We start from the raw sequence: 26,042 nt of genomic DNA on the forward strand, positions 1-26,042 counted from the left end.
GCCTGGCCCTTCATCGACCAGATGCGCCCCGATGCCTCGACGCTGGCGCTCGCCTCGGTGGAAGTCGATGTTGCCTCGTTGACGCCTGGCATGTCTCTGATCGTCAAGTGGCGCGGCAAGCCGGTCGTGGTGCGCAACCGCACCGAAAAGGAAATGAAGGACGGCGAGGCCGTCAACCTCTCCGATCTCAAGGATCCGATCGCCCGCAACGCCAACCTCCCGGCCGATGCGCCGGCGACCGACGCCAACCGCACCACGCCCGGCAAGGAAGCCTGGATGGTGATGGTTCAGGTCTGCACGCATCTGGGCTGCATCCCGCTCGGCCAGGAAGGCGATTTCGGCGGCTGGTTCTGCCCTTGCCACGGTTCGCAATACGACACGGCCGGCCGCATCCGCAAAGGCCCGGCACCGGAAAACATGGCTGTGCCGGTATTCAAATTCATTTCCGATACCAAGATCCTTATCGGTTGAGGCAGGGGATATTTCGATGAGCGAGGGACACTCGACCTATACGCCAAAGACCGGTATCGAACGCTGGTTCGACGCCCGCATGCCGCTGCCGCGGATGGTTTACGACAGCTTCGTCGCCTATCCGGTGCCGCGCAACCTCAACTATGCCTGGACCTTCGGCGGCATCCTGTCGATCATGCTGGTGGCGCAGATCTTGACCGGCATCGTGCTGGCCATGCACTACACGGCCGACACCAATCTGGCCTTCGGCTCCGTCGAAAAGATCATGCGTGACGTCAATTCCGGCTGGCTGTTGCGCTACATGCATGCCAACGGCGCCTCGTTCTTCTTCATCGCCGTCTACATCCATATCTTCCGTGGCCTCTATTACGGCTCCTACAAGGCGCCGCGCGAGTTGCTCTGGATCCTGGGCTGCATCATCTATCTCCTGATGATGGCTACCGGCTTCATGGGCTATGTGCTGCCATGGGGGCAGATGAGCTTCTGGGGCGCCACCGTCATCACCGGCTTCTTCAGCGCTATTCCGCTGGTCGGCGACTGGATCCAGCAGTTGCTGCTCGGCGGCTTTGCCGTCGATAACCCGACGCTGAACCGTTTCTTCGCGCTGCACTACCTCTTGCCGTTCATGATTGCCGGCGTCGTCGTGCTGCACGTCTGGGCACTGCATGTCGTGGGCCAGTCGAACCCGACCGGCATCGAGGTCAAGTCGAAGACCGATACCGTCGCCTTCACGCCCTACGCGACCATCAAGGACGCCTTCGGCATGATCGTGTTCCTCTTCTTCTTCGCCTATTTCGTCTTCTACCTGCCGAACTATCTCGGCCATCCGGACAATTACACGGTCGCCAACCCGCTGAAGACCCCGGCCCATATCGTTCCGGAATGGTACTTCCTGCCGTTCTACGCGATCCTGCGCGCCATCACATTCAACATCGGGCCGATCAATTCCAAGCTCGGCGGCGTGCTGTGCATGTTCGGCGCCATCGTCATGCTGTTCCTGGTGCCCTGGCTCGACACCTCCAAGGTGCGCTCGGCGGTCTACCGGCCCTGGTACAAGCTCTTCTTCTGGCTGTTCGTGGCCGATGCCATCCTGCTGGGCTGGCTGGGCTCGCAGCCGGCGGAAGGCAGCTATGTGTTCATGGCGCAGATGGCGACGCTGTTCTACTTCGCCTTCTTCCTGGTCGCGCTGCCGGTGCTTGGCCTGATCGAGACGCCGCGCAGGCTGCCGAACTCGATCACCGAAGCGGTGCTCGAAAAGAACAAGGGTGGCAGCGGGCATCCGGCGGGCGCCACGGCCGCGCCAGAGACCAAGGGCTGAGCGGTAGAGAATCTAAGGGGATTTGGCATGAAAAAGATTCTCACCTCGCTGGCGCTGGTCGGCCTTGTGGCTGCCGGGACCGCGGCTTTCGCGGCCGAAGAGGCGCACAATGCGGCGGCGCCCACGCATTTCCCGATCAACGAGCCGAAGGAAATGAGCTGGAGCTTTACCGGCCCGTTCGGCACCTATGACAAGGCTCAGCTGCAGCGCGGCCTGAAGGTCTACAAGGAAGTCTGCTCGGCCTGCCATTCGATGAACCTGGTGGCGTTCCGCACGCTGTCGGACCTTGGCTACAACGAAGCCCAGGTCAAGACGCTTGCCGCCGAATACACCATCCATGACGGCCCCAACGACGCCGGCGACATGTTCGACCGTCCCGGCAAGCCGTCCGACCATTTCCCGGCGCCGTTCGCCAATGAGGAAGCCGCCGCTGCCTCCAATGGCGGCGCTGCCCCGCCCGACATGTCGCTGCTGGCCAAGGCGCGCGGCGTCGAGCGCGGCTTTCCGCAGTTCGTCTTCGATATCTTCACCCAGTATGACGCGGGCGGCCCCGACTACATCCATTCGCTGCTGACCGGCTACGACCAGACGCCGCCGGCCGGAATGGTCATCCCCGAGGGCACGCACTACAATCCGTACTTCATGTCCGGCGTGTCGCTGAAGATGCCCAAGCCGCTCTCGGACGGCCAGGTGACTTATGATGACGGTTCGCCGCAGACCGTCGACCAGTATTCGCGCGACGTGGCTGCCTTCCTGACCTGGGCCGCCGAGCCGCATATGGAAGACCGCAAGAAGATGGGCTTCCGCGTGCTGGTGTTCCTGCTGCTCTTCGGCGCGCTGGTCTACCTGACCAAGCGCAAGGTGTGGGAAGGCGTGGCCCACTAAGCCGGCGTAGCCAAACCAGGAAAGGCGCCGAAAGGCGCCTTTTTGCATTTCGGGCTGCTGGCTGTGCTCGAAGCGAGGGGCGCTGAAGCGCCCCTTTTCCGTTCACGGTCATGCTCGGCGGGAGTTGCGCAATTAGCACGTTGGCATGGCGGCATCGGATTGATATTCGACGCATCGAAGAGCGGCGAATGCTGGCCCGCCATGGCTTGGGAATCGATGATGAGGCTTCGTGACTGTCATAACTTCTCCGATTTCCGCCGCATGGCGCAACGAAGGCTGCCGGGGCCGATCTTTGACTACATCGATGGCGCGGCCGACGACGAGGTCACCTATCGCCGCAACACCGAAAGCTTCGAGACCTGCGACCTCGTTCCCAACGTGCTGCGCGGGGTGAGCGAGGTCGACATGTCGGTGACGGTGATGGGGCAGAAGCTGGCGATGCCGTTCTATTGCTCGCCGACCGCCCTGCAGCGCTTGTTCCACCATCAGGGCGAACGCGCGGTGGCCAAGGCCGCCGCCAAATACGGCACTATGTTCGGTGTCTCGTCGCTTGGCACGGTCAGCCTCGAGGAAGCGCGGGGGATCAGTGCCAGTCCGCAGGTCTACCAGTTCTATTTCCACCGGGATCGCGGTCTCAACCGGGCGATGATGCAGCGGGCGAAGCAAGTTGGCGTCGAGGTGATGATGCTGACCGTCGACAGCATCACCGGGGGAAACCGCGAGCGCGACAAGCGCACCGGCTTTGCCATTCCCTTCAAGCTCAACCTTGCGGGGATGGTACAGTTCGCGCTCAAACCGGCCTGGGCGATCAATTATTTCACCCATGAAGGGTTCAAGCTGCCGCAACTCGACGAACATGTCGACATGGGCAGCGGCACGATGTCGATCAGCCGCTATTTCACCGAAATGCTCGACCCGTCGATGACCTGGGACGATGTCGCCGAGATGGTCAGGCAGTGGTCTGGCCCGTTCTGCCTCAAGGGCATCATGTCGGTCGAGGACGCCAAACGCGCCGTCGAGCTCGGCTGCAGCGGCATTGTGCTCTCCAATCATGGTGGCCGGCAGCTGGACGGCTCGCGGGCGGCATTCGACCAGTTGGCCGAGATCGTCGATGCCGTCGGCGACCGGATCGACGTCATCATGGATGGCGGCGTACAGCGCGGCACGCATGTGCTGAAGGCGCTGTCGCTCGGCGCCAAGGCGGTTGGCATCGGCCGTTACTACCTGTTTCCGCTGGCGGCGGCCGGCCAGCCGGGCGTCGAAAGGGCGCTTGAACAGCTGCGGGTCGAGATCGAACGCGGCATGAAGCTGATGGGCTGCAGTTCGATCGGACAATTGTCGCGCGGGAACCTGCGCTTCCGGTGACCAGCAGAGCATCGGCGCGGACGGTCACTGCGTCGAGCCGGGCCAATCCTTTGCCGGATGCGCTTGTCTCGGCCGCCACATCGCGCTAGCCGTTGTCGGTCGCCTCGGGCTACGATCAGCCTCCCGCGCCGTTTCAAACCTGTCAGCTGGATCATCCGGAGCCGCCTCATGAAACCTTCGCTCGAAGACACGCTGCTGGCCGCGATCCGCACCATCCCGGACTATCCCAAGCCAGGCATCCTGTTTCGCGACATAACCACGCTGCTCGGCAATGCGCGCGCTTTCCGGCGCGCCATCGACGAACTGGTGCATCCTTATGCCGGCCAGAAGGTCGACAAGATCGCCGGCATCGAGGCACGCGGCTTCATCCTGGGCGGTGCCGTCGCTCACCAGCTTTCAGCCGGCTTCGTGCCAATCCGCAAGAAGGGCAAGCTGCCCTTCGAGACGGTGCGCGTCGCCTACAGCCTGGAATACGGGCTGGACGAAATGGAGATGCACAAGGACGGTATTTCACCAGGCGAAAAGGTGATCCTGGTCGACGACCTGATCGCCACCGGCGGGACGGCGGAAGCGGCGGTGAAGCTGCTGCGCCAGATAGGCGCCGATATCCTTGCCGCCTGCTTCGTCATCGACCTGCCGGATCTCGGCGGGCGCGCCAAGCTCGAGGCGCTTGGCGTGCCGGTAAGGACGCTGATCGGGTTCGAGGGGCATTGAGGGCGCAAAATACTGGACGGGAGACAAGCACGGTATCGAGCTTGATGTCCGCGGCCTGCCGGGTCCCCGCTGCTTCGCAGCGTCCCGGCGTTCGTCGGCCTTTCATCGTGCCACTGGCACGATGAATTCGCTTGCGCGAACCGGCTACTCACCCACCTTCACCAGCACGGCGCTTTCAAACTCCAGCACCTTGTCGCCGGTCGAATCGACAGCTTCCGCGCGCAGTGACAGCATTCGCCAGCCGGTACGCGAGGCGATGGCTCGATGGGACAGCGCTGTGCGGCTGAAGGTGACGGTCTCGCCGGCATGCACCGGCTTTAGCCACTTCAGGTTCTTGAAGCCGGGCGAGGGGCCGAATTCCGGGACCGGGCCGGGGCCGTTCCAACTGGCCCCCTCGGCATCCATGCTCGCTTCGAGGTTGAGCTTCATCCAGGTGGCGGCGGTGTGCCAGCCCGAGGCGCAAAGCCCGCCGAGCACGCTCTTCCTGGCGGCCTCCTCGTCGATATGGAAGATCTGCGGGTCGTATTTGCGGGCAAAGGCCTTGATCGCCTCGGGCTCGAATGTATGCGTGCCCAGCGTCACCGTGGTGCCGATGCGGAAAAATTCATCCAGGGTCATGCCTGATACCCCGCGGCATCGCGCGTCAGGAACATGACGGAATTCTCAAGTTCGAAGACACTTTCGCCGCGCTGGTTGACCAGTTCGCTGCGCATTGTGATGAAGCCGAGTTGAGGCTTCGATCGCGACAGGCGCTTGGCCAGGACAACCAAATTGCCTCTGAGCGTATCGCCGGCCAGGACCGGTTTCTTCCACTTGACCTGGTCGACGCCGGGCGCGCCCTGGCAGGTGGAGTCCAAAAGGAAGGCATCGCACAGCATGCGCATGAACATGGCGCAGGTGTGCCAACCCGAAGCCGAGAGGCCGCCGAGGATGCTGGCCTTGCCGGCTTCCTCGTCGAGATGCATCGGCTGGGCATCGAATTCACTGGCGAACTCGATGATCTCGGCCGCGCTCACCTGTTTCGTGCCGAGGTTGAACGACGCGCCCTCGACGAAATCCTCATAGGCCCATGTCTTTGCGGTCATGTCGGCAATCCGGTTGAATCCCAAGGATCGGGCAACCCGGATGCAGGCCGGCAGCGTTTTGGTCAAGTCCTTTCTGGTGAGCCAGCCCGAGGCAGCCGGCGTCGGCGGTAGCGGTCAGAGCCAGCCGCGGCGGCGGAAATACCAGAAGGGCAAGATCGCCGACAGGATCATCAAGCCGATGGCGAAGGGATAGCCAAGTTCCCATTTCAGCTCGGGAATGACGTCGAAGTTCATGCCGTAGATCGAGGCGACCAGTGTCGGCGGCAGGAAGATGACGGCAGCGACCGAGAAGATCTTGATGATGGCGTTCTGCTCGATCGAGATCATGCCGAGCGTGGCGTCGAGCAGGAAGGAGATCTTCTGCGACAGGAAGGTGGCGTGGTCGGCGAGCGACAGCACGTCGCGCGACAGGGTCTTGATGCGGGCGCGGACATCCTTGCTCATCTTGGTCTGGGTCGCGACATGGGCGAGGAAGCCGGCAAGGCGCTGCAGCGAGATCAGGCTGTCGCGCACGGACGAGGCGATGTCTTCCTTGCGGCCAATGGCTTTCAGCAGTTCCTGGAAGTCGCGGTTGCGCTTCGACACCTTGGTCGAGCGCGCTTGGAAAATGTCGCGCGAAATCGCCTCGATGTCGCGGCCGGCGCGCTCGAGGATGTCGGCGAGACGGTCGACGATCGCTTCCAGGAGGCCGATTAGGATGGTGTCGCCGCTGGTGCAGCCGGTCGCCACCTTCTCGGCGCGCAGCGGGAAGGTCTTGAAGGCCTTCGGTTCATGATAGCGAATGGTGATCAGCCTGTTGCCGGCAAGCGCGAAGGTGACCGGCGACATCAGGGGATCGTCGGCCTCGGTCTGGGCCGGCAAAGTGGCGGTCATGAAGTAGGCGCCGTCCTCGATGTAGAGGCGGCTGGAAATCTCGATCTCCTCCATCTCCTCGCGGGTAGGGACGGCGACGCCGAGCCAGTTCTCGATGACGGCTTCTTCTTCCTTGGTCGGACTGATCAAGTCGGCCCAGACGACCCTGTCGCCATCGGCCAGCAGGTCGTCGACGACGCGCAGGCGATCATTGTCCACGACAAATGCCTTGATCATCGCCAGATCTCCCCTGCGAAGGCTCGTTCGGATTGCGCGTCGTGTCGGATTGCACGGCTCTTCGTCGCGTGCGCGACCGTGTGCCAGCCGCTTAGACCTGTGCCATGACAAAATCAAGACAAGCCCAAGGAGCCTCGCCGGGAACGGCCGCTCAGAAGAACTCGTCGAGCAGCCGGTACCATGAAAGCTTCGCCGGCTCTGCTTCCGGCGGCCCGTACTGTTCGAGAAAAGGCTCTATCCAGGCCTCGCCGAGATTGTAGCCGATGCTCCGGCAGGCGAGCGCCAGATCCTGGTGGCGATCCGCCACGCCCAGCCGGCCGCAATCGATGAAACCACTGAAACGGCCCTCGGCGGCCATGACGTTCGGCAGGCAGGCGTCGCCATGGCTGACGACAAGGTCCTCGGTCGCCGGGCGGAGCGCCAGAAGCGCGGCGAAGACCTCAGCGGCGGTCCGCCCTTGCCGTTCCTCGTCGAAATCGCTTTCGTCGACTTCGCCGCCTTCCATGCGGGCCCGAGCCGCCGCGATCCGCCTGAAGAGGCGATGGTCGAAGGGACAGGAGCGGATGTCGAGCGCATGCAGATCGCGAAGCGCGACGGCCATGATGCCGATGGCATCGGCCGGATCGATCGCCGCCGACGCCAGATCCTCGCCGGCAACGGCCGACATCAGCAGCCAGTCGTGACCGGCATGGCTTTCCAGGGCGATCACATCGGGGCACGCAACGCCTTGTCCGGCAAGCCAGCGCAGCCGCGCCGCCTCATCGGCGCGTTCGGCAAAGGGACCGTTGCACTCGCATTTCAGGAACAGGGTCGGCTTGCCGTCGGCCGCCAGCCGGAACACGCCGGCCCGTGACTGACCGATGGTCTGCCGGTGCCATCGATAGCCGGAGACCAGCTGGCGCAACCCGTCCGGCAGGCTGGTTTCCAGAGGGCGGTTGGGCATCGTCTGCCGTTTGGGGCGTCAGGTATTGAACTTGAACAGCATGATGTCGCCGTCCTGGACGACATATTCCTTGCCTTCGTCGCGCGCCTTGCCGGCTTCCTTGGCCGCCACTTCGCCGCCCAGCGTGACGAAGTCGTTATAGGCAATGGTCTGCGCGCGGATGAAGCCGCGTTCGAAGTCAGTGTGGATGACGCCGGCGGCCTGCGGGGCCTTGTCGCCCTTGTGGATGGTCCAGGCGCGCGTCTCCTTCGGTCCGACGGTGAAATAGGTGATGAGATGCAAAAGCTCATAACCGGCGCGGATGACCTTGTTGAGGCCCGGCTCGTCGAGGCCGAGCGAGGACAGGAATTCCATCTCTTCCTCGTCGGAGAGCTGGGCGACTTCAGCCTCGATCGCGGCCGAGATCACCACCGTGCCGGCGCCCTGCGCGGCGGCCATCTTTTCCACGGCCCTGGTGTGCTCGTTGCCGGTCGCGGCATCGGCCTCCGCGACATTGCAGACATAGAGCACGGGGTGCGAGGTCAGCAGGTTCAGACCCTGCAGGATGCGCAAATCTTCCGCCGAGATGCCGTTGAGCAGGATACGGGTCGGCTTGCCGGCCTGCAGCAGTTCGAGCGCCGCCTCCATCATCGGCAGCACGGTCGTTGCTTCCTTGTCCTTGCTGCCGGCGCGCTTGCGGATCTGGACGATGCGGCGCTCGAGGCTGTCGAGGTCGGCGAGCATCAGCTCGGTCTCGACCGTCTCGGCGTCGGCGACCGGGTCGATGCGGCCCTCGACATGGGTGATGTCGTCATCCTCGAAGCAGCGCAGCACATGCACGATGGCGTCGACCTCGCGGATGTTGGCGAGGAACTGGTTGCCCAGCCCTTCGCCCTTCGAGGCGCCGCGCACCAGGCCGGCAATGTCGACGAAGGAGATGCGGGTCGGGATGATCTCCTTGGACTTGCCGATGGCAGCGATCTTCTGCAGGCGCGGGTCGGGCACCGCAACCTCGCCGGTGTTCGGTTCGATGGTGCAGAACGGATAGTTGGCGGCCTGCGCCGCCGCCGTCCTGGTCAGCGCGTTGAAGAGCGTCGACTTGCCGACGTTGGGCAAGCCAACGATGCCGCATTTGAAACCCATTTTGTCCAGTCCTATCGGGAAAAGCGAAATTTGATGAGGGCTATGGGCGATAGGGATGATCAACGTCAAGCCCTGTAAGGCCGCATGCGTGCCCGCTCAGTCCTTGTTGCCGAAGAGTTTCTTCAGCATGGCGGCCATCGGGCCGGATTCCGGCAGTTTGGCCGGCGCCTGCTGCGGGCGTGCCTGGCGGATGTGACTCTGTTGCTTGGGGGCCTGCTTCGACGCGGCCTTATCGAGTTCCAGAACCGTCTTGCCCTGGACGGCAAGGGCGGCCTTGTTCATGAAGCCGGATTCGTCGCCCTTGACGATCATGGCGGCGTTGTCGGCGATCGCGTCGAGCAACGGATCGAGCCATTCGTGGTCAGCCTTGGCGAAATCGCCGAGGACATGGTGCTGGACCATTTCCTTGACGCCGGGATGACCGACGCCGATGCGCACACGGCGATAGGCGTTGCCGACGTTGCCGTCGATCGAGCGGATGCCGTTGTGGCCGCCGGCGCCGCCGCCGGTCTTGACGCGCAGCTTGCCTTCGGCAAGGTCGATCTCGTCATAGAAGACGGTGAGCGCGGAAAGCTCGAGCTTGTAGAAGCGCAGCGCCTCGCCGACCGACTGACCGGACAGGTTCATGAAGGTCTGCGGCTTGATCAGGATGACCTTTTCGCCGGCAATCGTGCCCTCGGCGATCAGGCCCTGGAATTTCTTCGACCAGGGCGAAAAGGAATGGCGGCGGGCAATTGCGTCCGCCGCCATGAAGCCGACATTGTGCCGGTTATCAGCGTATTTCGCGCCCGGATTGCCGAGGCCTGCAAAGACAAGCATCGTCTGCTCCAGACGGGAAAGAGTTACTTCTCTTCGGCGACAGGTGCCGCTTCAGGTGCAGCCACTTCGACCGTCTCTTCCGCCTCCGGCTTCATCGCCGACGAGCCGGCGATGGTCGCGATGGTGAAGTCGCGGTCGGAGATGACCGGCTTGACGCCGGCCGGCAGCTTGACCGCCGAGATGTGGATCGAGTCGCCGATGTTGGTGCCGGTGAGATCGATGGTGATGAATTCCGGGATCGCATTGGCCGGGCAGTGGAACTCGACTTCGTGACGCACGATGTTGAGCACGCCGCCGCGCTTGATGCCGGGCGACTTGTCCTCATTGATGAAGTGGACAGGCACGTCGACATTGACCTCGGTGTCCTTGCCGATGCGCAGGAAGTCGACATGGACAGGGAAATCCTTGACCGGGTCGAGCTGAAAATCCTTCGGCAGGACCTGGATCTTCTTGCCGTCGACATCGATCGTGGCGATCGTGGTCAGGAACCCGCCGCCATGGATCTTGTAGTAGATGTCCTTGTAGGTGAGAGCGATAGCCAGGGGAGGCTGCTTGTCACCGTAGATTACTGCAGGCACTTTACCGTTGCGGCGAACTGCACGGGCGGACCCCTTACCGACCTGTTCGCGTGCTTCGGCCTTGAGCTCGTAAGTGTCGTGGCTCATGGCATTTCCTTTCGGTTGTTCTGGAGCGTTCGCGGCGGGCAGTGTGCCTGGACCGTAAACGTCGAAAGCCGCCGGGTGAGGCGGCCTTCCGCCGCGTTGCCTCCAAGGGTGTCTACGCGGGTGGCGGCTCTATAGCGGAAGGCGGCCGGAGGTGCAAGCGGTTGGGCTGGAAGGCATTGAAGGCAGTTCGAGGATCGAGAACATACCGGGAACCCCGTTTGCGACAAAATGCAGGTTTGGACGTGTCCCGGCCGTCATTGCCGCGGCCTATGTTTAGACAACCAGCGGCGAAGCTTTTGGATCAAGGTGCGTTTGACTCGCGCACGGGAGCTGACCTGCACGCGCCAGTCCGGAATATCAATCTCGGATTCCGTGCTCGCCGCCAGAGCCTTCTGCGCCAGCCATGCCACGTCGACAAGCGCGCAGCCATTGGCTAGCAACCGGCTGGTGAGCATCAGCTCATTGAGGATAGCCCGGGCCTTGCTTTCGAAAAAAGGCAGCGTTTCAGGTGTAAGATCGAACCTTGAATGCCAGACCGGCTCTTTGCCAGATTCGTCGCCGGTGAGCCAACGTAGCAAAAGCTGCTGATATCCTTGCGAGATCGGTGCGTCATCACGGAAGGGCTGTCGAGGGTTGCCGCTGAAAATCGGCGCGTCCCTGCTGACGCTTACCAGGGATCCCAGGCTGCTGAGCTGCCGCGGGTTCATCAGGATGAACGAGCTGCGGAGCCAGGCCTGCGAACGGATTCCGAAGATCGAGACGGCCTCGCGGTGAGAATCAATGCAACCCAGCGCTCCTTGCAAACCAAGCAACGACCGCAACGTGCCACCATCAATCAATTTGAGATAATCAGATCCGGGTGCGGCGAAAGCCGAAGTGGCCAAGTGGATCAGATCATAGTCATGAAGTTTTGCGCCGATATGATTGATGCCGCGGTCCCACGCGGAGAACTCCCAATCTTCGTTCGACGCGCCGATCAGTTCGACCCCGCGGTCCAAATCAGAGCCATGACCGACTGGCAGCGAATTGTCGATCACCAGCATGCGATGCGCAACGCCCGGCATCTGGCGGGCGAACATAGCTCGCAAGTCCTGCCATGCGGTCGGATACTTCTCGGTCCCGTGACGCACCAGAAGGGTCAAAACACGAAGCGGCTGGGCGTGCATGGCATTGCAGGTCATGACGAAGCCACTTGTCCTGGGGCTGCTGACACCATTCATCTCATCGTCGCCGCGGCATTGCCTATAGCAGAATCGAGAGCCCTATAGCAGGCTCGAGAGCCGGTGGGTCAATTCCCCGCGGCTCCTCAAGCTCGAATTTTCGGCCCAGCCTGAGCACGAGAGGCGAACCAAGGAGCATTTCGATGCCGTGCGAGCGCGGTCAAGCCGTGCCGAGGTACTCAAGCGTCAGCCGGGGGCTGCCGATCGCCGGTTAACGCATTGCGCAGCGCCTGGATTTGCCGGTTCAGCGCACCGATCTCCGCCAGTGTCATGCCCGAACGCTCGATCAAGGTCTCGTTGAGGCAGTTGCACCGGACGAGCAGCGCGCGCCCCGCCGATGTCAGGTCGACCTGGACCTGGCGTTCGTCGGCCTGGCTGCGCTGCCGCGTGACCAACCCGGCCTGTTCCATGCGCTTCACCAGCGGCGTGACGGTGCTCGATTCCAACGCGAGCCGATGGGCGACGCCGCCTACCGACATGCCGTCGGCCTCGCCCAGCGCGTTGAGGACGAGATATTGCGGATAGGTGATCCCCATCTCGTCCAGCATCGGCTTGTAGGTGCGGTTGATCGCCATCGAGGTGGCGTAGAGCGTGAAGCAAAGCTGATTGTCCAACGGGAGGGGCACGACGCATTCCTTTGCCGATTAATCACGAAATATGTACCACGAAATATGATATCGCGATATATATTTTTGTGGACATGGCTTCCGCGCTGCGCTAGCCATATAGGTATCGCGATATTGTTTATCGCGGAAATCAAAGGAGATTGAGATGGCTTCGCAGACGAAATCCGGGTCCGGCAGCGGCACGGTCACCACCAAGGACGGCACGCAGATCTTCTACAAGGACTGGGGAACTGGCCAGCCCATCGTCTTCCATCACGGCTGGCCGTTGAGCAGCGACGACTGGGACGCACAGATGCTGTTCTTCCTCGCACAAGGCTACCGCGTCATCGCCCATGACCGGCGCGGCCATGGCCGGTCGACGCAGACGGATGTCGGCAACGAGATGGACACCTACGCCGCCGATGTCGCTGAACTCGCCGCGCATCTCGACCTCAAGGACGCCATCCATGTCGGCCATTCGACCGGCGGCGGCGAGGTGGCGCGCTATGTTGCGAAATACGGCTCAGGTGGCCGCGTCGCCAAGGCGGTGCTGATCGGCGCGGTGCCGCCAATCATGCTCAAGACGGCTGCCAATCCCGGCGGCCTGCCGATCGAGGTCTTCGACGGTTTCCGCGCTGCCCAGGCGGCCAACCGCGCCCAGTTCTTCCGCGACGTTCCTGCCGGTCCGTTCTATGGCTTCAACCGTCCGGGCGCCGAGGTTTCGCAGGGCGTCGTCGACAATTGGTGGCGTCAGGGCATGATGGGCGGCACCAAGGCGCATTATGATTGCATCAAGGCTTTCTCGGAAACCGACTTCACCGAGGATCTGAAGGCGATCGACGTGCCGGTGCTGGTCATGCATGGCGACGACGACCAGATCGTCCCGATCGCCGACTCGGCGCTGCTGTCGATCAAGCTGCTCAAGAGGGGCGAGCTCAAGGTCTACAAGGGTTTCCCGCACGGCATGGCGACAACGCATGCCGACGTCATCAACGCCGACCTGCTGGCCTTCTTCAAGGCTTGAGTGCCCTAAGGACAAAGAGGCACCCGCCAAATGGCGGGTGCCTTTGCGTATCCGTTCGTGGTCAGCCGAAGCTAGGCTGTTGCCTGCGCCTTGCGGGCTTCTTTCATGTTGGGCAGAAACACCGTCAGCAGCCCCAGGAACGGTAGATACGAGCAGATCTGGAAGACGAAATCGATGCCCTTCATGTCGGCGACGACGCCGAGCACGGCAGCCGCAATGCCGCCCATGCCGAAGGCGAAGCCGAAGAAGATGCCGGCGATCATGCCGACGCGGCCGGGCACCAGTTCCTGTGCGAAGACGACGATGTTGGAGAAGGCCGACGACAGGATGAGGCCAATCAGCACGGTCAGCACCATCGTCCATTGCAGGTTGGCGTAGGGCAGTGCCAGCGTGAAGGGCAGCACGCCGACGATCGAGAACCAGATCATCGCCTTCTGCCCGTAGCGGTCGCCGAACGGGCCGCCGAGAAGGATGCCCAGCGCCGAGGCGCCGAGGAAAAGGAACAGCATCACCTGGCTCATCTGCACCGATACCCCGAACTTATGGATGGAGTAGAAGGTGTAGTAGCTGGCAAGGCTGGCGATGTAGGCGTTCTTGCTCAGCACCAGCAGCGTCAGAACGACCAGCGCGCTCATAACCTTGCGGCGCGGGAAGGGCGAGACAAAGCTGGCCGCCTTGCGGGTGCCTTGCGCGGCGCGCAAGCGGCTGTACCAGCCGCCGACCTGCCACAAAACGACGATGCCGATCAGCGAGCCGACGGCGAACCAGGCGATGCTGGTCTGGCCGAATGGGACGACGATGAAAGCGGCCAGCAGCGGCCCCATCGACTGGCCGAAATTGCCACCGACCTGGAACAGCGACTGCGCCAGGCCAAACCGGCCCCCCGAGGCGAAACGCGCGATGCGTGAGGATTCGGGATGGAAGATCGCCGAGCCGATGCCGATCAACGAGGCGCCGATGAGCAGCAGGTAATAATGCCCGGCATAGGCCAGCACGACCAAGCCGATCAACGATGAGGCCATGCCGTAGGGCAGGGAATAGGGCATCGGCCGCTTGTCGGTGATCATGCCGATCACCGGCTGCAGCAAGGACGCCGTCACCTGGAAGGTGAAGGTCAGCAGGCCGATTTGCCAGAAATCGAGGCCGTAATTCTGTTTCAGAAGCGGATAAATGGCCGATAGCAGCGACTGCATGATGTCGTTGATGCAATGGCAGAAGCTCACTGCCAGGATGACGGTGAAGGCCGTCGCCTGGGCTGAGGCGTGACTGGCGGTCGCTGGTGACGCGACGCTGGCGGCTGTCGTATCGGTCAAGGCAGGCTCCGTGGTCTTTTTGGCGGGCACACCCGCAGGCAATGTGGCGGACGCTCCCGCGGCCGCTTCAGGGACGGTTGCCTTATAAGCCGCTTGCCGCGCGACTTCTTTCGTGGTTTGGTCCAATAGTTTCGCAAGTGGGCCATACAAGATGCCGCATGGCAGGGAAATCTTCCGCGCCGGCAATGCCGATCTCGGTCAATTGCACCAGAGCCGCTGGCAATGGCTGGAGGAGGTCGCCGGGCCGGCGGTGGCGTTGCCGACCGAATATCCAGACGGTTACCACGTGCCGCAACACCGCCACAGGCGCAGCCAGTTGCTGCACGCGCTGGTCGGCGTCGTGCTGGTGACGACGCGGCATGGGCGCTGGATGGTGCCGCCAGACCATGCGATGTGGATTCCGGCCGGCATCGAGCATTCCGTCGAGATGCTGGGCGATGTCTCGATGCGCTCGGTCTACGTCATGCCGGGCGCGATCCCGGGGCTGCCGGAAGGCTTGCGCGTCGTTGGCGTCACCGCGCTGATGCACAGCCTGATCGTGGAATCGGAGAAGCTGCCGCAAGGCGGCGAGCTGGAAGGGCGCGGCGGGTTGATCATGAAGCTGTTGCTGCATGAGATTCCGGCCTTGCCGGAACGGCCGCTCGGCCTGCCATTCCCGTCCGATGCGAAGCTGGCGGCGCTGTGCCGCCGCTTCGTCGCCGCACCCTCGCCGCATGCGACGATCGACGAGTGGGCCGAGGCCGCCGGCATGAGCCGGCGCTCCTTCACGCGCGCCTTCCAGCGCCAGACCGGCCTGTCGCTGTCGACATGGCGCCAGCAGGCCTGCCTCTTCGCGGCGCTGCCGCGGCTAGCCGATGGCGAGCCGATCACCCGGGTGGCGCTCGATCTCGGCTATGACAGCGTGCCGGCCTTCATCACCATGTTCAAGCGCATGCTGGGCTCGTCGCCGCGCGGCTATATGCGCGGCGCGCGGGACAATAGCGAAGGCATGCGGCGAGCCCCGCCTCGCCTTGAGGCCCCGGCGCCATAGCAAGCAATGCCGGAGCCCGTTAGCGCCTAGTCCATCTGAACGCCGCTCGCCTTGACGATCGGCTCCCATTTGGCGAGTTCAGCCTTCACATGCGTTGCCAGCTCTTCCGGAGTGGAGGCCACGATCGAGGCGCTGAATTGGCCCATGCGCGCAATCACATCGGGATCCTGCAGCGCCTTGGCTGCTGCCTTGTGCAGAACCTCGACCACGTCCGCGGGGGTGCCCGCGGGCGCGAACAGGGCATTCCAGCTGTAGGTTTCGTAGCCAGGAATGTTTTCGGCAATCGCCGGGACGTCGGGGAAGGAGGGAACGCGCTGCTTGGTGGTGACGCCCAGGGCTCGCAGCGTCCCGCCCTTGATATGCCCCGATGAAGACGGCAGGTTGTCGAACATCATCGGCACCTGATTGGCGATGACATCGTTCAGGGCCGGCCCGGCGCCCTTATAGGGTATGTGCTGCATGCTCACGCCGGCCATCGTCTTGAAAAGTTCGCCCGAGAGATGCAGCGGGGTGCCGTTGCCCGATGAAGCGTAGGCGTATTTGTCCGGGTCCTTCTTCAACAAGTCGATCAGTTCCTTGACGTCCTTGGCGGGAAATTGAGGGTTCACGACCAGGACGTTCGGCACCAGCACAAGCAGCGATATCGGAGCAAAATCCTTGTCCGCATCATAGGGCTTGGTTTTGAGGATGAGCGGGTTGAGTGCGTGTGTCGCAACCGTGCCCATCAGGATCGTGTAGCCGTCCGGATCCGCCCGGGCGACCTGCGCGGCACCGATGCTGCCGCCGGCGCCGCCGACATTTTCAACGACAATCTGCTGCCCGAGGTTTTCCGACATCTTGTTGGCGACGAGGCGCGCGACCAGGTCCGTGGAGCCGCCCGCGGAAAAGGGAACGACCATGGTGATGGTCCGGTCCGGAAAATCGGCCGCCCAAGCCATCGGAGCCGAAAAGAGAGCCGCGACGGAAACGGCAAGCCCAAGCAAAGTCCTTCGCCGGATTGGCATATGCTACTCCTCCATTGTCAACGGGGGCAGTATGCCACGGCAGGCGCGTCAGGAGAAATGTCTGCTAGCGGGGCAGCGCGGACAAGGAGCCGACAGTAGGGGCGTGCGCCCCGCCCGGCCGACGTTTCGTCGACCGCGGGAGGGTCAGTCGAACAGGCTCGACACCGATTCCTCGGTCGCCGTGCGCGAGATCGCCTCGCCCATCAGGTCGGCGATCGAGATGACGCGGATGTTGGGGGCGTCGAGCACGCCTTGCGTCGGCTGGATGGAATCGGTGATCACCAGCTCCTGCAGCTTCGAGCCGCTGATGCGGGCGACAGCGCCGCCCGACAGCACGCCATGGGTGATATAGGCGGTGACGCTGGTGGCGCCGTTGGCCAAGAGCGCATCGGCGGCATTGCACAGCGTGCCGCCGGAATCGACGATGTCGTCGATGAGCAGGCAATCCTTGCCGGCGACCGCGCCGATGATGTTCATGACTTCCGATTCGCCCGGGCGCTCACGGCGCTTGTCGACGATGGCGAGCTGGGCGTCGAAGCGCTTGGCCAGCGCACGCGCCCGCACCACGCCGCCGATGTCGGGCGACACCACAACGACGTTGCCGAGCTGCTTGTATTTCGCCTTCACGTCGCGGGCCATCACCGGGACGGAAAACAAGTTGTCGGTCGGGATGTCGAAGAAGCCCTGGATCTGGCCGGCATGCAGGTCGAGCGTCAGAACGCGGTCGACGCCAGCGCGGGTGATCATGTTGGCGACCAGCTTGGCCGAGATCGGCGTGCGGCCCGACGCCCGGCGGTCCTGCCTGGCATAGCCGAAATAGGGAATCACCGCCGTGATGCGCTTGGCCGAGGAGCGCATGAAGGCGTCGATCATGATGAGCAGTTCCATCAGATGATCGTTGGTCGGGAACGAGGTCGACTGCAGGATGAAGACATCCTCGCCGCGCACGTTTTCCTGGATTTCGACGAAGATTTCCTGGTCGGCGAAGCGCCTGACGCTGGCCTTGCCCAGCGGGATGTTGAGATAGCGGGCGACCGCTTCGGCCAGCACCCTGTTGGAATTGCCCGCGAAGAGTTTCATGCACCGTTCCTGGTGGAGGATGGGAGGGCCTGACAGACTCTCCCGGACCTTTTAATCGGGCTTTTAGCGGCCCGCGCCGGTATTGCAAGCGCCGAGATCGGGAATCCGCCGGCTAAGCTGAAGAAAGGTTCGCGCCATCGCCCGGAGGCAACACTCAATCATGCCCTGCTAGCCGGCCTTGCCACCCAGAAACGCCGCGAACTGATCGATGGTCTGGTCGGCGATCGCCTGCATGGTGGCCGGCGAGACCCCCTTCCAGCTGTCGGCGCCCGCGCCGGCGCCGGAATTGGCCGAAGGCGCCTTCATCTGGCCGTTGATGCGGTGCAAGCGGTTGCCCGAGGGGTCGTAGACATCCCAGACATAGATGACGGTGGTGTCCTTGCCCTCCGAAATCGCCGAGAAATAGCCCTTCAGCACATGGGTCGCGGTCTGGTCGGTACTGCCGGCAAGCGTGATGCCACGCTGCCTGGCGCGCGTCTGCAGTTCCGCCGTCAGCGGGGTCGCGGCCTCGACCGAAGCGCCGACGATCGGTGCGATCTGCAGCCGCGTCTTCGACAGGATGGCAGCACTTTGGGCCGGGGTCAGCGGCGTGGTGCTGGTTGCAGCAGTGCTCGTGGTGGCGGCAGGCGCGGTGGGTGACGTCGCGGCGACGGTGCCCGTTGTGCCTCCCTGGGCTCCCGGCACGGGCTGCGCCGAGGCGACCGGCGGGGTGATGGCGGATGGTTCGAGAACGTCCTTTGCGTTGGTGCAGGCAGCGAGAGCCAATGCCACAAGCAATGACACGGTCGTCACATGCGATCGTCTCATTTGCCTTCTAACTCCTTGGCGAAGAACGCCTCCCATTATGGATTCACTGTACGATCAAGTCGAGATCATGGCGGGAAAGCGGCTTCGGCTGGGATTCGGTGGTCAGGTAGGTGCGGCCAAGAGTCATTGCTGTCTCGGTCTCGGAATCCATGATGATCATGTGAGCGAACAGCGTCATGTGTGGCGCGATCGGCTCGGGATTGCCCTGGTAGAACATCGGCATGTCCATCCAGGACGGCGTGAAGCGGGCGCCGACGGAATAGCCGCAGGCGTTCAGCCGGTGCTTGGTCAGGCCGTGCGCCTCCATGGTGCGGGCGTGGGCGTCGAAGACGTCGCCGAACGTGTTGCCCGGCGTCATCGCCTTCTCCACCGCGAGAAGGGCGGCACGCGCGGCGTCGAACAGCTCCTGATGGCGCTTCGACACCTTGCCGGTCAGCACGGTGCGCATCATCGGCGCATGGTAGTGATGGAAGACACCGGCCCATTCGAGCGTCAGCTGGTCGTTCTTGGTGAGCTTGCGGCGTCCGGCCTTGTAGCGGCAGAGCAGCGCATCGACGCCGGAGCCGATGATGAACTCGTTTGCCGGATAGTCGCCGCCGCCGGCAAAGACCGCGCCCTGCATGGCGGCCAGGATCAACGCCTCGTCGCCGCCCTGCTTGATCAGCGGCAGTGCCGCGTCCAGTGCGTCGTCGGAGAGGTTGGCGGCCTTCTCGGCCTTGGCGATCTCGGCCGGGCTCTTGAACAGGCGCAGCCGCCCGACAATGCCGGACGCGTCGGCGATCTGGCCGAAGGTCTGCAACTGCTCGTCCAGCCGGCGGCCATTATAGGCGGTCAGGCCATGGGTGTCGTATTCGACCCCAATGCGGGCGCCGAGCAGGTCTAGGTCATTGAGCAGATTGCGCAGGTCGACCGCCGGGTTGGCGCCGTTGCGGTCGGTCCACAGCACGATGTTGTCGATGATCGAGGTGTGGCGCGCCTGGCGCAGGTCGGCCGAGCGGGTCAAAAGCACCATCGAGCCGTCGGCCTTCACCACCAGGCACTGGAAGAAGCAGAAGCCAAACGTGTCGTAGCCGGTCAGCCAGTACATGCTTTCCTGCGCGAACAGCAGGATGGCGTCGAGCTTCTTCTCGGCCAGCTCGATCATCAGCCGGTCGCGCCGTGCGTCAAATTCCGATCGTTCAAAATGCAGCGCCATTATTCACTCTCCAAAACGATGGCCGAAACCTGCCGGCCGTAGTCGGGTTCCTTGCGGTGCGTGGTGCGCCGGTAGGAGTAAAACAGATCTTCCTCGGCATAGGTGCAGCGGCCGAGGCCCTCGGCGGTCACGCCGGTCCTGGTGAGCCGGTCGACCGTGTAGCGGTTGAGGTCGAACATGGCATGGCCTGATGTGGCGGAGGGCGCGAAATAGCCGATGTTCTCCGCGTCGGCCTCGACGAAGCGGGCGACGAATTCCGGGCCGACTTCATAATTGGCGGAGCCGATCGAGGGGCCGAGCACGGCGACGATGTTTTCACGCCGGGCGCCCAGGCTTTCCATGGCGGCCACGGTGTTCTCCAGCACGCCCGTAAAGGCGCCTTTCCAGCCCGCATGCGCCGCGCCGATGATGCGTGCGCCGGAATCGGCAAACAGCACCGGGCCACAGTCGGCGGTCGAGGCGCCGATTGCGATGCCCGGGCGGTCGGTGACGATGGCATCGGCTTTGGGCCGTTCGCCGGCAAAGGGTTCCCTGGCGACAATGACGTCGGGCGAATGGACCTGCCAGGCCGTCAGCAGATGGCTTGCCGGTACGCCCATCCACGCGGCGACACGGGCGCGATTCTCGGCCACCAGCGCCTTGTCGTCATCCGACCCGGTGCCGATGTTGAGGCCCTGGTAGATGCCGGTCGAGACGCCGCCCGTACGGGTGAAATAGCCGTGGCGGATGCCTTGTGCCTGCGCCTTGTCCAGCAGCGGCGACCGAACGGGATCCGGTTTGGTCTGATTCAGCATGCGGGCGTTGTTGTCCGTGTGGGCGGTTTCGTCAAGAAAAAGTCCGGAAGCGGGCCGGCCGGCGGTTCGACCGCTCTTTTGCCGGATGCGAGATTGGGAGGGGTGGCGGTGAAAAGTCAATCCGCCGTCGCAAAGGGCCGGATCGGCACACCACGCGGCAGGACGGCAAGCACCTTGAACAGTTCGCCCATCGCCTGCGGGCCAGCGAGACGCTCGACATCGCCGGTGATCTTGTCGCGGGCCGCCTGGTCGCCATCCGCGCCAAGCCGGCCGGCGCGCTCGAGAATGCCCATGCCGAGCAGGAAATTGCCCTGCGTCGACAGATGGGCATCGAGACCATATGCGCCTACGGTGGCGGCAAGGGCGGCGAAATCGACATGCGCGGTGAGATCGGCCTCGCCGGGGTTGGCCAGGACATCTTCGTGATTGTGCCTGCGCAGGGCCTGGAGCGTGTCGCCGACCCCGGGCTGCAGGTGGCCATAGTCGAGAAACAGCCCGGCGCCGCCGTTTCGGGCAATGCGCCCGGCAATGGCGGCCATCAGGGCGGTGCGAGCCGGTGCCACTTCGACGATCGCGCCTTGCGGCGCTCCAGCGGCGTCGATGGGCAGGAGCGTCGGGTCGACCGAGCCGGCGCCGGCGAAGAAACCGAGGCTGTCCTCGTCGTCGAGGCCGACCATGCGCTCGCGCCAGCCCGTGTCGGTGCGGATGAACTGGCGGACCGGCACGGCGTCGAACAATTCATTGCCGACGATGAGCAGCGGCCGATCGGGCAGGGACTCGATGGTCTCGTGCCAGCGGACAGCGAAAGGCGTCGCGCCCAGCGTCTGTCTTTGGACCTCGGCCAGGCGCGGGCTGGTCTCGATCATGGCGAAGGCAGCGCCATTGGCCAGATCAGGGTCGAGTCGCGACAGGGTGCGCAGCATGTCCTTCATCAGCGTGCCGCGGCCCGGACCGATCTCGGCGATGGTGACCGGCATCGGCCTGCCAATCGCTGCCCAAGCCTGATAAAGCCAGACGGCGACGAGTTCGCCGAACATCTGGCTGATTTCCGGCGCGGTGACGAAGTCGCCGGCGGCGCCGAAGGGCTCGCGCGTCGTGTAGTAGCCGTCCGCGGGGTCGAACAGGCACATCGCCATGTACTCGTTGAGCGGAAGGGGGCCGAGCGCCTCGATCAGGTCGACGATGCGGGTCTTCAGTCGCGTCATGTCGCCTGCGGCTGCGCTTGCTTCACCGGCTTGGCTGTCGCCATCGCCCAGATGCCGGCCAGCACCATCGGCGTCGACAGGATCATGCCCATGGTCAGCCAGTTGGTGCCGAGAAGATAGCCGAGCTGCTGGTCGGGTTCGCGGAAGAGTTCGACGAAGATGCGCGACAGGCCGTAGCCGCAGATGAAGGCGCCGCCGACGAAGCGCGGCGTCCCCAGCTTGAGGCGCGAATGGGTGAGGATGCGCAGCACCAGGAACAGCACCAGGCCTTCGAGTAGGGCCTCGTAGAGCTGGCTCGGATGGCGGGTGAACGGCCCGCCATTGGGAAATTCGATTGCCCAGGGAACGTCCGTCGGCCGGCCCCAGAGCTCGGAATTGATGAAGTTGGCGACGCGCACCAGGCCAAGCCCAACCGGTACGCCGGCGGCCACGACATCGAACAGCGACCAGGTGCGGATGCCGCGCCTGATGGAAAACAGCGTCATGGCGACGATGACGCCGAGCAGGCCGCCATGGAACGACATGCCGCCTTGCCAGACGGCGAAGATGTCGAGCGGATGCGCGATGTAGCGCGCCAGGTCATAGAACAGCACATAGCCCGTGCGACCGCCGAGCACGACGCCGATGGCCGCCCAGACGATGAAATCGTCGAGATCCTCCGGCTTCATCGGCAGGACACCATCGGGCCAGAGCTTCGGGTTGGCGGCAAGCCGCTTGGCATACCACCAGGCAAACAGGATGCCGACGATGTAGCCGACGCCGTACCAGTGCACTGCCAGCGGCCCGATCTGGATGAGGATCGGGTTGATGTTGGGGAAGGGCAACGAGGCCAGCGGCAGGAGGAGATATTCGTTCAACGGGAAGCTCTCGGTTGCGGTCGCGTTCGGGCGCGGACCATGCGGCAGGGTTTTGGCAGGGTCAAGGCAAGCCGGCCGCCGTCGACTGTCGCGATCAGACCACCCGTGCGGGTCATCTCGTAGTGCGCGGTGCGCTCAACGCTTGGCGGCCACCCACTGCCGCAATGCGTCGTTGATCCTGTCCTGCCAGCCGGGACCGTCTTCCTGGAAATGATCGAGTACGGCCCGGTCGATCCGGATCGAGACAAGCTCACGGACGTTCGGGGCGGTCGAGGGTTCGCGAATGAGCGCTGCTGCGGGCTTCTTGACCGGCTTGAAGGCCGCTTCGGCGGCTGCGAACGGATTTGTCGGTCGGCGCGGGGGCGTTGCCATTGGGTGATCCCGATTGGAGCGTGCTGCAGCACTATGTGATGACCACACAGTAGGCGATTTGGCGTCCTTAAGTACAGCTTGGGGCCATTTGAAAGCTTGGCGCAGGCATGGCATCGCCATGCGCCATAGCAACGCAGAGGCCGCACCAGTCCTCAACGTTCTTGCATTCGGCGCTCCGCGCCACTACGTCATTTCGAGCAAAGCGAGGATTTGCCATGTCGACCGGACCGAACCGCATTCTCGATGAATTCGCCAAGCTCATGACCGATGCAGCGGGTGCCGCGCAGGGCGTTCGGCGCGAGGTCGAGACCGCCTTCAAGGGCCAGGCGGAGCGCATCCTCAATTCGATGGACGTGGTGCAGCGCGAGGAATTCGAGGCCGCGCGCGAGATGGCCGCCAAGGCCCGGGACGAGAATGCCAGGCTCGCCGCCCGCATCGAAGCGCTCGAGGCAAAGCTGGCCGAACTCACCGGTGATGGCGCACCAGCGGCGGCGGCGAAGCCCCGCGCAAAAAAATAATCGTTAAACTTTTCCACATAGTCCGATCCTGAAAATCGCTTTGCCGTGAATCGCTTAACGGCATTGCATGAATCTTTGTGACAGCGCCTTTCCACATGCGAATGACGCAGTGCGAAAAATTGGGCTGTTCACGCGACTCCCGATCAATAGACTGAATTTGTTGCATGATTCGGAGCAGGGTCATGCGACCGGGCGGTGGGGTCCGGTCTGGGGTCTTTGCGTCGAGAAGTCCTGGCCGTCCGAGTTCTAGATCAGATTGTTCGTTGTGTGTGCCCTCCCGCGGAGCGTGTGGCGGCGCTCCTCAGAACGACAGGAAGCATTCCATGGAACTTCTCGAACTCGAATTCTCCCGCGAAATCCATCCGGTGGATGTTATCGAGCAGGTGGCCCACAACAATGACTGGTCCTTCGAGCGGGCCGGCGACGATGAAATTTCGATCTCGGTCGCGGGCAGCTGGACCGATTATCACGTCTCCTTCTCCTGGATGGAGGATTTCGAGGCGCTGCATCTGGCCTGCGCCTTCGACATCAAGGTGCCGGAGACCCGGGCATTGGAAGTGATGCGGCTGCTTTCGCTGATCAACGAACAGATGCTGTTCGGCCATTTCGACCTATGGGAGCAGGAAGGCGCGATCATGTTCCGCCAGTCGCTGCTTCTGGCGGGCGGGGTCGAGCCGTCGAGCCAGCAGGTGGAGGTGCTTTTGTCCTCGGCGCTGGAAGCCTGCGAATGCTATTTCCAGGCCTTCCAGTTCGTCGTCTGGTCGGGAACCTCGGCCAAGGACGCACTGGCCGGCGTCCTGTTCGAGACCTTCGGAAACGCCTGAACCTTGTAGTATCGAAATGAGTTCGAGCAGCGAGCGCAAGCCCGAGATCAGTTTTGCCGATTTCGATCGTGTCGACATCCGCGCCGGCACGATCGTCGAGGCCGAACCTTTCCCGGAAGCCCGCAAGCCTGCCTTCAAGCTAAAGATCGATTTTGGACCCGACATCGGCGTCAAGAAATCGTCGGCGCAGATCACCAAATATTATGCGCCCGGGACGCTGGTCGGCCGGCAGGTCTTCGCCGTGGTCAATTTTCCACCGCGCCAGATCGGTCCGTTCATGTCGGAAGTGCTGACGCTCGGTTTTCCCGACGAGGAGGGCGCCGTCGTGCTGGGCGCCATCGAACGCAAGGTGCCGGACGGCGGGCGGCTGTTTTAGAATTTTCGAGCAGGCTACCGCCACCCAGATCGGGCCCCATCCCAGCCGGCATATTGATCAAACGCGACCTGACTTTGCCGAAGTTCGGGATCTCCCAAGGGAAATGCACGAATGGCGGCGTTGACGAGGCCAACACAATTGCCGCGGTCAGGCCGCCAGCTTGCGCGTCCTGCCGAGCGCTTCCTCGACTGTGTCGAGAAACATTTCCGCACAGGCTTTCCAGCTGTAGCGCATGGCCCGTTCTCTGGCCTGGGCACGGTCGATCTCGAGGGCGGCGAGCGCGGCATCGCGCAGATCGTTCGAGACCGCACCGCCGAAACCGTCGCCGACAATGTCGATCGGCCCAGTCACGGGATAGGCGGCGACCGGCGTGCCGCTGGCCAGCGCCTCGATGATGACGTTGCCGAAGGTGTCGGTACGGCTGGGGAAGACGAAGACATCGGCCGAGGCGTAGATCTCGGCCAGTTCGTCATTGGGGCGGTGACCGAGGAAATGCGCCTGCGGATATCGTGCCTTCAGCTTGGCAAGCTCGGGGCCTTCACCGACGATCACCTTGCTGCCGGGCAGGTCGAGGTCGAGGAAGGCGGAGAGGTTCTTCTCGATGGCCACGCGGCCGACGCAGAGGAAGACCGGGCCGGGGAAGCCTAGGACCTTGCGCTTGTCCGGGTGGAAATGCTCGGTGTCGACGCCGCGTGTCCACGGCCTCAGCTTGTTGAAGCCGCGCGCCGAAAGGTCATCGGCGAGCGACTGCGTGGCGACCAGCGTGCCCTGGCCGGAATTGTGGAAGTCGCGCAGCCAGCGATAGGCCCAGCTTTCCGGCACGGGCAGGCGCGCGCTGAGATATTCGGGAAAGCGCGTGTGATAGCTGGTGGTGAACGGCCGGCCGGCATTGCGGCAATAGCGCCGCGCCATGATGCCCAGCGGCCCTTCGGTGACGATGTGGATATGGTCGGCCTTGCAGGCGTCTATAAGGCGCGCGACATGGCCTGGCGTGGTCAGCGCCAGCCTGATGTCGGGGTACGTCGGCAGGGGGAGCGTGCGAAAGATGTTGGGTGTCAGGAAATCCACCGCGACGTCGAAGGATTTCAGCGTTTCCGTGAGGCGCTCCAGCGTGTGGACGACGCCATTCACTTGCGGGCGCCAGGCGTCGGTGACCATCAATATGCGCATGGCGGCCCTTTGCTGGAAAGGTCGACGGTTGCCTTGAGACGATGCCGGAACGGCGACCAGCCGGCTGCCCTCGCTTCGCTCCAGCGCACCCGGGCGGGCACGGGATCGAAATGGGGCGGCAAGGCCGAATCAAGTGATGTCGCGCGTTTCATGCGCGCTCTTCACCATGATT

General features: G+C 63.4%; 29 protein-coding genes. 10 read left to right on the forward strand and 19 right to left on the reverse strand.

Annotated elements, in window-relative coordinates; translation table 11 throughout:
* The 5 genes from petA to C1D09_RS05400 all read left to right on the forward strand — a co-directional run.
* On the forward strand, positions 1-471 hold a 471-nt coding region (petA, locus tag C1D09_RS05380; protein WP_143973334.1), incomplete at its 5' end, for a ubiquinol-cytochrome c reductase iron-sulfur subunit.
* 16 nt (positions 472-487) lie between these two features.
* The gene (locus C1D09_RS05385) at positions 488-1,789 is read left to right on the forward strand and encodes a cytochrome b (RefSeq protein WP_143973335.1); all 1,302 of its coding nucleotides are present in this window, start codon (positions 488-490) and stop codon (positions 1,787-1,789) included.
* A 27-nt stretch (positions 1,790-1,816) separates the two neighbouring features.
* Positions 1,817-2,674 carry a cytochrome c1 gene (locus C1D09_RS05390; RefSeq protein ID WP_143973336.1) on the forward strand — a complete coding sequence of 286 codons (858 nt, stop codon included), beginning with the start codon at positions 1,817-1,819 and terminating at the stop codon, positions 2,672-2,674.
* 219 nt (positions 2,675-2,893) lie between these two features.
* A complete protein-coding gene (locus C1D09_RS05395; protein WP_167514499.1) occupies positions 2,894-4,039 on the forward strand; it encodes an alpha-hydroxy acid oxidase in 1,146 nt (381 codons plus the stop codon).
* 168 nt (positions 4,040-4,207) lie between these two features.
* Complete coding sequence (locus C1D09_RS05400; RefSeq protein WP_027047299.1) at positions 4,208-4,753, forward strand: adenine phosphoribosyltransferase; 546 nt, start codon at positions 4,208-4,210, stop codon at positions 4,751-4,753.
* 144 nt (positions 4,754-4,897) lie between these two features.
* Here C1D09_RS05400 and C1D09_RS05405 read toward each other — a convergent pair whose 3' ends face one another.
* The 9 genes from C1D09_RS05405 to C1D09_RS05445 all read right to left on the reverse strand — a co-directional run bounded on the left by C1D09_RS05405 (position 4,898) and on the right by C1D09_RS05445 (position 12,322).
* Positions 4,898-5,371 (reverse strand): MaoC family dehydratase, encoded by a 474-nt coding sequence (locus C1D09_RS05405; RefSeq protein WP_143973337.1) that lies wholly within the window; start codon positions 5,369-5,371, stop codon positions 4,898-4,900.
* Positions 5,368-5,838 (reverse strand): MaoC family dehydratase, encoded by a 471-nt coding sequence (locus C1D09_RS05410; RefSeq protein WP_143973338.1) that lies wholly within the window; start codon positions 5,836-5,838, stop codon positions 5,368-5,370. Before C1D09_RS05410 ends, C1D09_RS05405 begins: the two co-directional genes overlap by 4 nt.
* A 114-nt stretch (positions 5,839-5,952) precedes the next feature.
* Positions 5,953-6,927 (reverse strand): magnesium/cobalt transporter CorA, encoded by a 975-nt coding sequence (gene corA / locus C1D09_RS05415; protein WP_143973339.1) that lies wholly within the window; start codon positions 6,925-6,927, stop codon positions 5,953-5,955.
* A gap of 151 nt (positions 6,928-7,078) precedes the next feature.
* The gene (locus C1D09_RS05420) at positions 7,079-7,870 is read right to left on the reverse strand and encodes an APH(3')-II family aminoglycoside O-phosphotransferase (protein WP_143973340.1); all 792 of its coding nucleotides are present in this window, start codon (positions 7,868-7,870) and stop codon (positions 7,079-7,081) included.
* Positions 7,871-7,888: 18 nt separating this feature from the next.
* On the reverse strand, positions 7,889-8,992 hold the full coding sequence (ychF, locus tag C1D09_RS05425; protein ID WP_143973341.1) for a redox-regulated ATPase YchF: 1,104 nt from the start codon (positions 8,990-8,992) through the stop codon (positions 7,889-7,891).
* Positions 8,993-9,088: 96 nt separating this feature from the next.
* Entirely contained in the window at positions 9,089-9,811 is a 723-nt protein-coding gene (gene pth, locus C1D09_RS05430) for an aminoacyl-tRNA hydrolase (RefSeq protein WP_143973342.1), read from the reverse strand.
* A gap of 23 nt (positions 9,812-9,834) precedes the next feature.
* Positions 9,835-10,476, reverse strand: a complete 642-nt coding sequence (locus tag C1D09_RS05435; protein ID WP_143973343.1) for a 50S ribosomal protein L25/general stress protein Ctc — start codon at positions 10,474-10,476, stop codon at positions 9,835-9,837.
* A 254-nt stretch (positions 10,477-10,730) separates the two neighbouring features.
* Positions 10,731-11,696, reverse strand: coding sequence for a hypothetical protein (locus C1D09_RS05440; protein ID WP_246135659.1), 966 nt, complete (start codon positions 11,694-11,696; stop codon positions 10,731-10,733).
* A 179-nt stretch (positions 11,697-11,875) separates the two neighbouring features.
* Positions 11,876-12,322 (reverse strand): MarR family winged helix-turn-helix transcriptional regulator, encoded by a 447-nt coding sequence (locus tag C1D09_RS05445; protein ID WP_143973344.1) that lies wholly within the window; start codon positions 12,320-12,322, stop codon positions 11,876-11,878.
* Between the two features lie 145 nt (positions 12,323-12,467).
* On the opposite strand from C1D09_RS05445, the gene C1D09_RS05450 reads away from it, so the two are divergent.
* Positions 12,468-13,325 (forward strand): alpha/beta fold hydrolase, encoded by an 858-nt coding sequence (locus C1D09_RS05450; RefSeq protein WP_143973345.1) that lies wholly within the window; start codon positions 12,468-12,470, stop codon positions 13,323-13,325.
* Positions 13,326-13,396: 71 nt separating this feature from the next.
* Here the strand turns inward: C1D09_RS05450 and C1D09_RS05455 are convergent, their stop codons facing one another.
* A complete protein-coding gene (locus tag C1D09_RS05455; protein WP_167514500.1) occupies positions 13,397-14,638 on the reverse strand; it encodes an MFS transporter in 1,242 nt (413 codons plus the stop codon).
* 151 nt (positions 14,639-14,789) lie between these two features.
* Between C1D09_RS05455 and C1D09_RS05460 the strand changes: the two genes are divergently transcribed.
* Positions 14,790-15,668 carry an AraC family transcriptional regulator gene (locus tag C1D09_RS05460; RefSeq protein WP_143973347.1) on the forward strand — a complete coding sequence of 293 codons (879 nt, stop codon included), beginning with the start codon at positions 14,790-14,792 and terminating at the stop codon, positions 15,666-15,668.
* Between the two features lie 26 nt (positions 15,669-15,694).
* On the opposite strand, the gene C1D09_RS05465 is transcribed toward C1D09_RS05460, so the two are convergent.
* The 8 genes from C1D09_RS05465 to C1D09_RS05500 all read right to left on the reverse strand — a co-directional run bounded on the left by C1D09_RS05465 (position 15,695) and on the right by C1D09_RS05500 (position 22,982).
* On the reverse strand, positions 15,695-16,672 hold the full coding sequence (locus tag C1D09_RS05465; protein ID WP_143973348.1) for a Bug family tripartite tricarboxylate transporter substrate binding protein: 978 nt from the start codon (positions 16,670-16,672) through the stop codon (positions 15,695-15,697).
* A gap of 144 nt (positions 16,673-16,816) precedes the next feature.
* Positions 16,817-17,752, reverse strand: coding sequence for a ribose-phosphate pyrophosphokinase (locus C1D09_RS05470; RefSeq protein WP_019860650.1), 936 nt, complete (start codon positions 17,750-17,752; stop codon positions 16,817-16,819).
* Between the two features lie 168 nt (positions 17,753-17,920).
* Entirely contained in the window at positions 17,921-18,559 is a 639-nt protein-coding gene (locus C1D09_RS05475; RefSeq protein WP_143973349.1) for a hypothetical protein, read from the reverse strand.
* Between the two features lie 43 nt (positions 18,560-18,602).
* Positions 18,603-19,754: a M24 family metallopeptidase gene (locus C1D09_RS05480; protein WP_143973350.1), complete on the reverse strand. Its 1,152-nt coding sequence runs from the start codon at positions 19,752-19,754 to the stop codon at positions 18,603-18,605.
* Positions 19,754-20,548 (reverse strand): peptidoglycan editing factor PgeF, encoded by a 795-nt coding sequence (gene pgeF / locus C1D09_RS05485; RefSeq protein WP_143973351.1) that lies wholly within the window; start codon positions 20,546-20,548, stop codon positions 19,754-19,756. The genes C1D09_RS05480 and pgeF overlap by 1 nt, the downstream gene beginning before the upstream one ends.
* 116 nt (positions 20,549-20,664) lie before the next feature.
* Positions 20,665-21,753, reverse strand: coding sequence for a class I SAM-dependent methyltransferase (locus C1D09_RS05490; RefSeq protein WP_143973352.1), 1,089 nt, complete (start codon positions 21,751-21,753; stop codon positions 20,665-20,667).
* Entirely contained in the window at positions 21,750-22,610 is an 861-nt protein-coding gene (gene lgt / locus C1D09_RS05495) for a prolipoprotein diacylglyceryl transferase (RefSeq protein WP_143973353.1), read from the reverse strand. The genes C1D09_RS05490 and lgt overlap by 4 nt, the downstream gene beginning before the upstream one ends.
* A gap of 135 nt (positions 22,611-22,745) precedes the next feature.
* Positions 22,746-22,982: a BrnA antitoxin family protein gene (locus tag C1D09_RS05500; RefSeq protein ID WP_143973354.1), complete on the reverse strand. Its 237-nt coding sequence runs from the start codon at positions 22,980-22,982 to the stop codon at positions 22,746-22,748.
* Positions 22,983-23,197: 215 nt separating this feature from the next.
* Here C1D09_RS05500 and C1D09_RS05505 point away from each other — a divergent pair, with 215 nt between their 5' ends.
* The 3 genes from C1D09_RS05505 to C1D09_RS05515 all read left to right on the forward strand — a co-directional run bounded on the left by C1D09_RS05505 (position 23,198) and on the right by C1D09_RS05515 (position 24,700).
* Positions 23,198-23,500, forward strand: a complete 303-nt coding sequence (locus C1D09_RS05505) for an accessory factor UbiK family protein (protein ID WP_143973355.1) — start codon at positions 23,198-23,200, stop codon at positions 23,498-23,500.
* 323 nt (positions 23,501-23,823) lie between these two features.
* Positions 23,824-24,324: a type III secretion system chaperone family protein gene (locus C1D09_RS05510; RefSeq protein WP_135898323.1), complete on the forward strand. Its 501-nt coding sequence runs from the start codon at positions 23,824-23,826 to the stop codon at positions 24,322-24,324.
* 16 nt (positions 24,325-24,340) lie between these two features.
* Entirely contained in the window at positions 24,341-24,700 is a 360-nt protein-coding gene (locus C1D09_RS05515) for a tRNA-binding protein (protein WP_143973356.1), read from the forward strand.
* A 147-nt stretch (positions 24,701-24,847) separates the two neighbouring features.
* Here the strand turns inward: C1D09_RS05515 and C1D09_RS05520 are convergent, their stop codons facing one another.
* Positions 24,848-25,870 carry a glycosyltransferase family 4 protein gene (locus C1D09_RS05520; protein ID WP_143973357.1) on the reverse strand — a complete coding sequence of 341 codons (1,023 nt, stop codon included), beginning with the start codon at positions 25,868-25,870 and terminating at the stop codon, positions 24,848-24,850.
* Positions 25,871-26,042: the final 172 nt, after the last annotated feature.

The organism is Mesorhizobium intechi (genome assembly GCF_002879535.1).
Taxonomy (GTDB): Bacteria; Pseudomonadota; Alphaproteobacteria; order Rhizobiales; family Rhizobiaceae; genus Mesorhizobium; species Mesorhizobium intechi.

Bases quoted from the DNA above. Each gene is read 5' to 3' on its own strand.
- C1D09_RS05470 (WP_019860650.1), bottom strand. From the start codon at position 17,752: ATGAAACTCTTCGCGGGCAATTCCAACAGGGTGCTGGCCGAAGCGGTC.
- C1D09_RS05435 (WP_143973343.1), bottom strand. From the start codon at position 10,476: ATGAGCCACGACACTTACGAGCTCAAGGCCGAAGCACGCGAACAGGTC.
- C1D09_RS05410 (WP_143973338.1), bottom strand. From the start codon at position 5,838: ATGACCGCAAAGACATGGGCCTATGAGGATTTCGTCGAGGGCGCGTCG.
- ychF (WP_143973341.1), bottom strand. From the start codon at position 8,992: ATGGGTTTCAAATGCGGCATCGTTGGCTTGCCCAACGTCGGCAAGTCG.
- C1D09_RS05400 (WP_027047299.1), top strand. From the start codon at position 4,208: ATGAAACCTTCGCTCGAAGACACGCTGCTGGCCGCGATCCGCACCATC.
- C1D09_RS05405 (WP_143973337.1), bottom strand. From the start codon at position 5,371: ATGACCCTGGATGAATTTTTCCGCATCGGCACCACGGTGACGCTGGGC.
- C1D09_RS05390 (WP_143973336.1), top strand. From the start codon at position 1,817: ATGAAAAAGATTCTCACCTCGCTGGCGCTGGTCGGCCTTGTGGCTGCC.
- C1D09_RS05420 (WP_143973340.1), bottom strand. From the start codon at position 7,870: ATGCCCAACCGCCCTCTGGAAACCAGCCTGCCGGACGGGTTGCGCCAG.
- C1D09_RS05505 (WP_143973355.1), top strand. From the start codon at position 23,198: ATGTCGACCGGACCGAACCGCATTCTCGATGAATTCGCCAAGCTCATG.
- C1D09_RS05465 (WP_143973348.1), bottom strand. From the start codon at position 16,672: ATGCCAATCCGGCGAAGGACTTTGCTTGGGCTTGCCGTTTCCGTCGCG.
- C1D09_RS05475 (WP_143973349.1), bottom strand. From the start codon at position 18,559: ATGAGACGATCGCATGTGACGACCGTGTCATTGCTTGTGGCATTGGCT.
- C1D09_RS05500 (WP_143973354.1), bottom strand. From the start codon at position 22,982: ATGGCAACGCCCCCGCGCCGACCGACAAATCCGTTCGCAGCCGCCGAA.
- C1D09_RS05450 (WP_143973345.1), top strand. From the start codon at position 12,468: ATGGCTTCGCAGACGAAATCCGGGTCCGGCAGCGGCACGGTCACCACC.
- C1D09_RS05460 (WP_143973347.1), top strand. From the start codon at position 14,790: ATGCCGCATGGCAGGGAAATCTTCCGCGCCGGCAATGCCGATCTCGGT.
- corA (WP_143973339.1), bottom strand. From the start codon at position 6,927: ATGATCAAGGCATTTGTCGTGGACAATGATCGCCTGCGCGTCGTCGAC.
- C1D09_RS05490 (WP_143973352.1), bottom strand. From the start codon at position 21,753: ATGACGCGACTGAAGACCCGCATCGTCGACCTGATCGAGGCGCTCGGC.
- C1D09_RS05480 (WP_143973350.1), bottom strand. From the start codon at position 19,754: ATGGCGCTGCATTTTGAACGATCGGAATTTGACGCACGGCGCGACCGG.
- pth (WP_143973342.1), bottom strand. From the start codon at position 9,811: ATGCTTGTCTTTGCAGGCCTCGGCAATCCGGGCGCGAAATACGCTGAT.
- pgeF (WP_143973351.1), bottom strand. From the start codon at position 20,548: ATGCTGAATCAGACCAAACCGGATCCCGTTCGGTCGCCGCTGCTGGAC.
- C1D09_RS05385 (WP_143973335.1), top strand. From the start codon at position 488: ATGAGCGAGGGACACTCGACCTATACGCCAAAGACCGGTATCGAACGC.
- C1D09_RS05520 (WP_143973357.1), bottom strand. From the start codon at position 25,870: ATGCGCATATTGATGGTCACCGACGCCTGGCGCCCGCAAGTGAATGGC.
- C1D09_RS05515 (WP_143973356.1), top strand. From the start codon at position 24,341: ATGAGTTCGAGCAGCGAGCGCAAGCCCGAGATCAGTTTTGCCGATTTC.
- C1D09_RS05395 (WP_167514499.1), top strand. From the start codon at position 2,894: ATGAGGCTTCGTGACTGTCATAACTTCTCCGATTTCCGCCGCATGGCG.
- C1D09_RS05440 (WP_246135659.1), bottom strand. From the start codon at position 11,696: ATGAATGGTGTCAGCAGCCCCAGGACAAGTGGCTTCGTCATGACCTGC.
- C1D09_RS05510 (WP_135898323.1), top strand. From the start codon at position 23,824: ATGGAACTTCTCGAACTCGAATTCTCCCGCGAAATCCATCCGGTGGAT.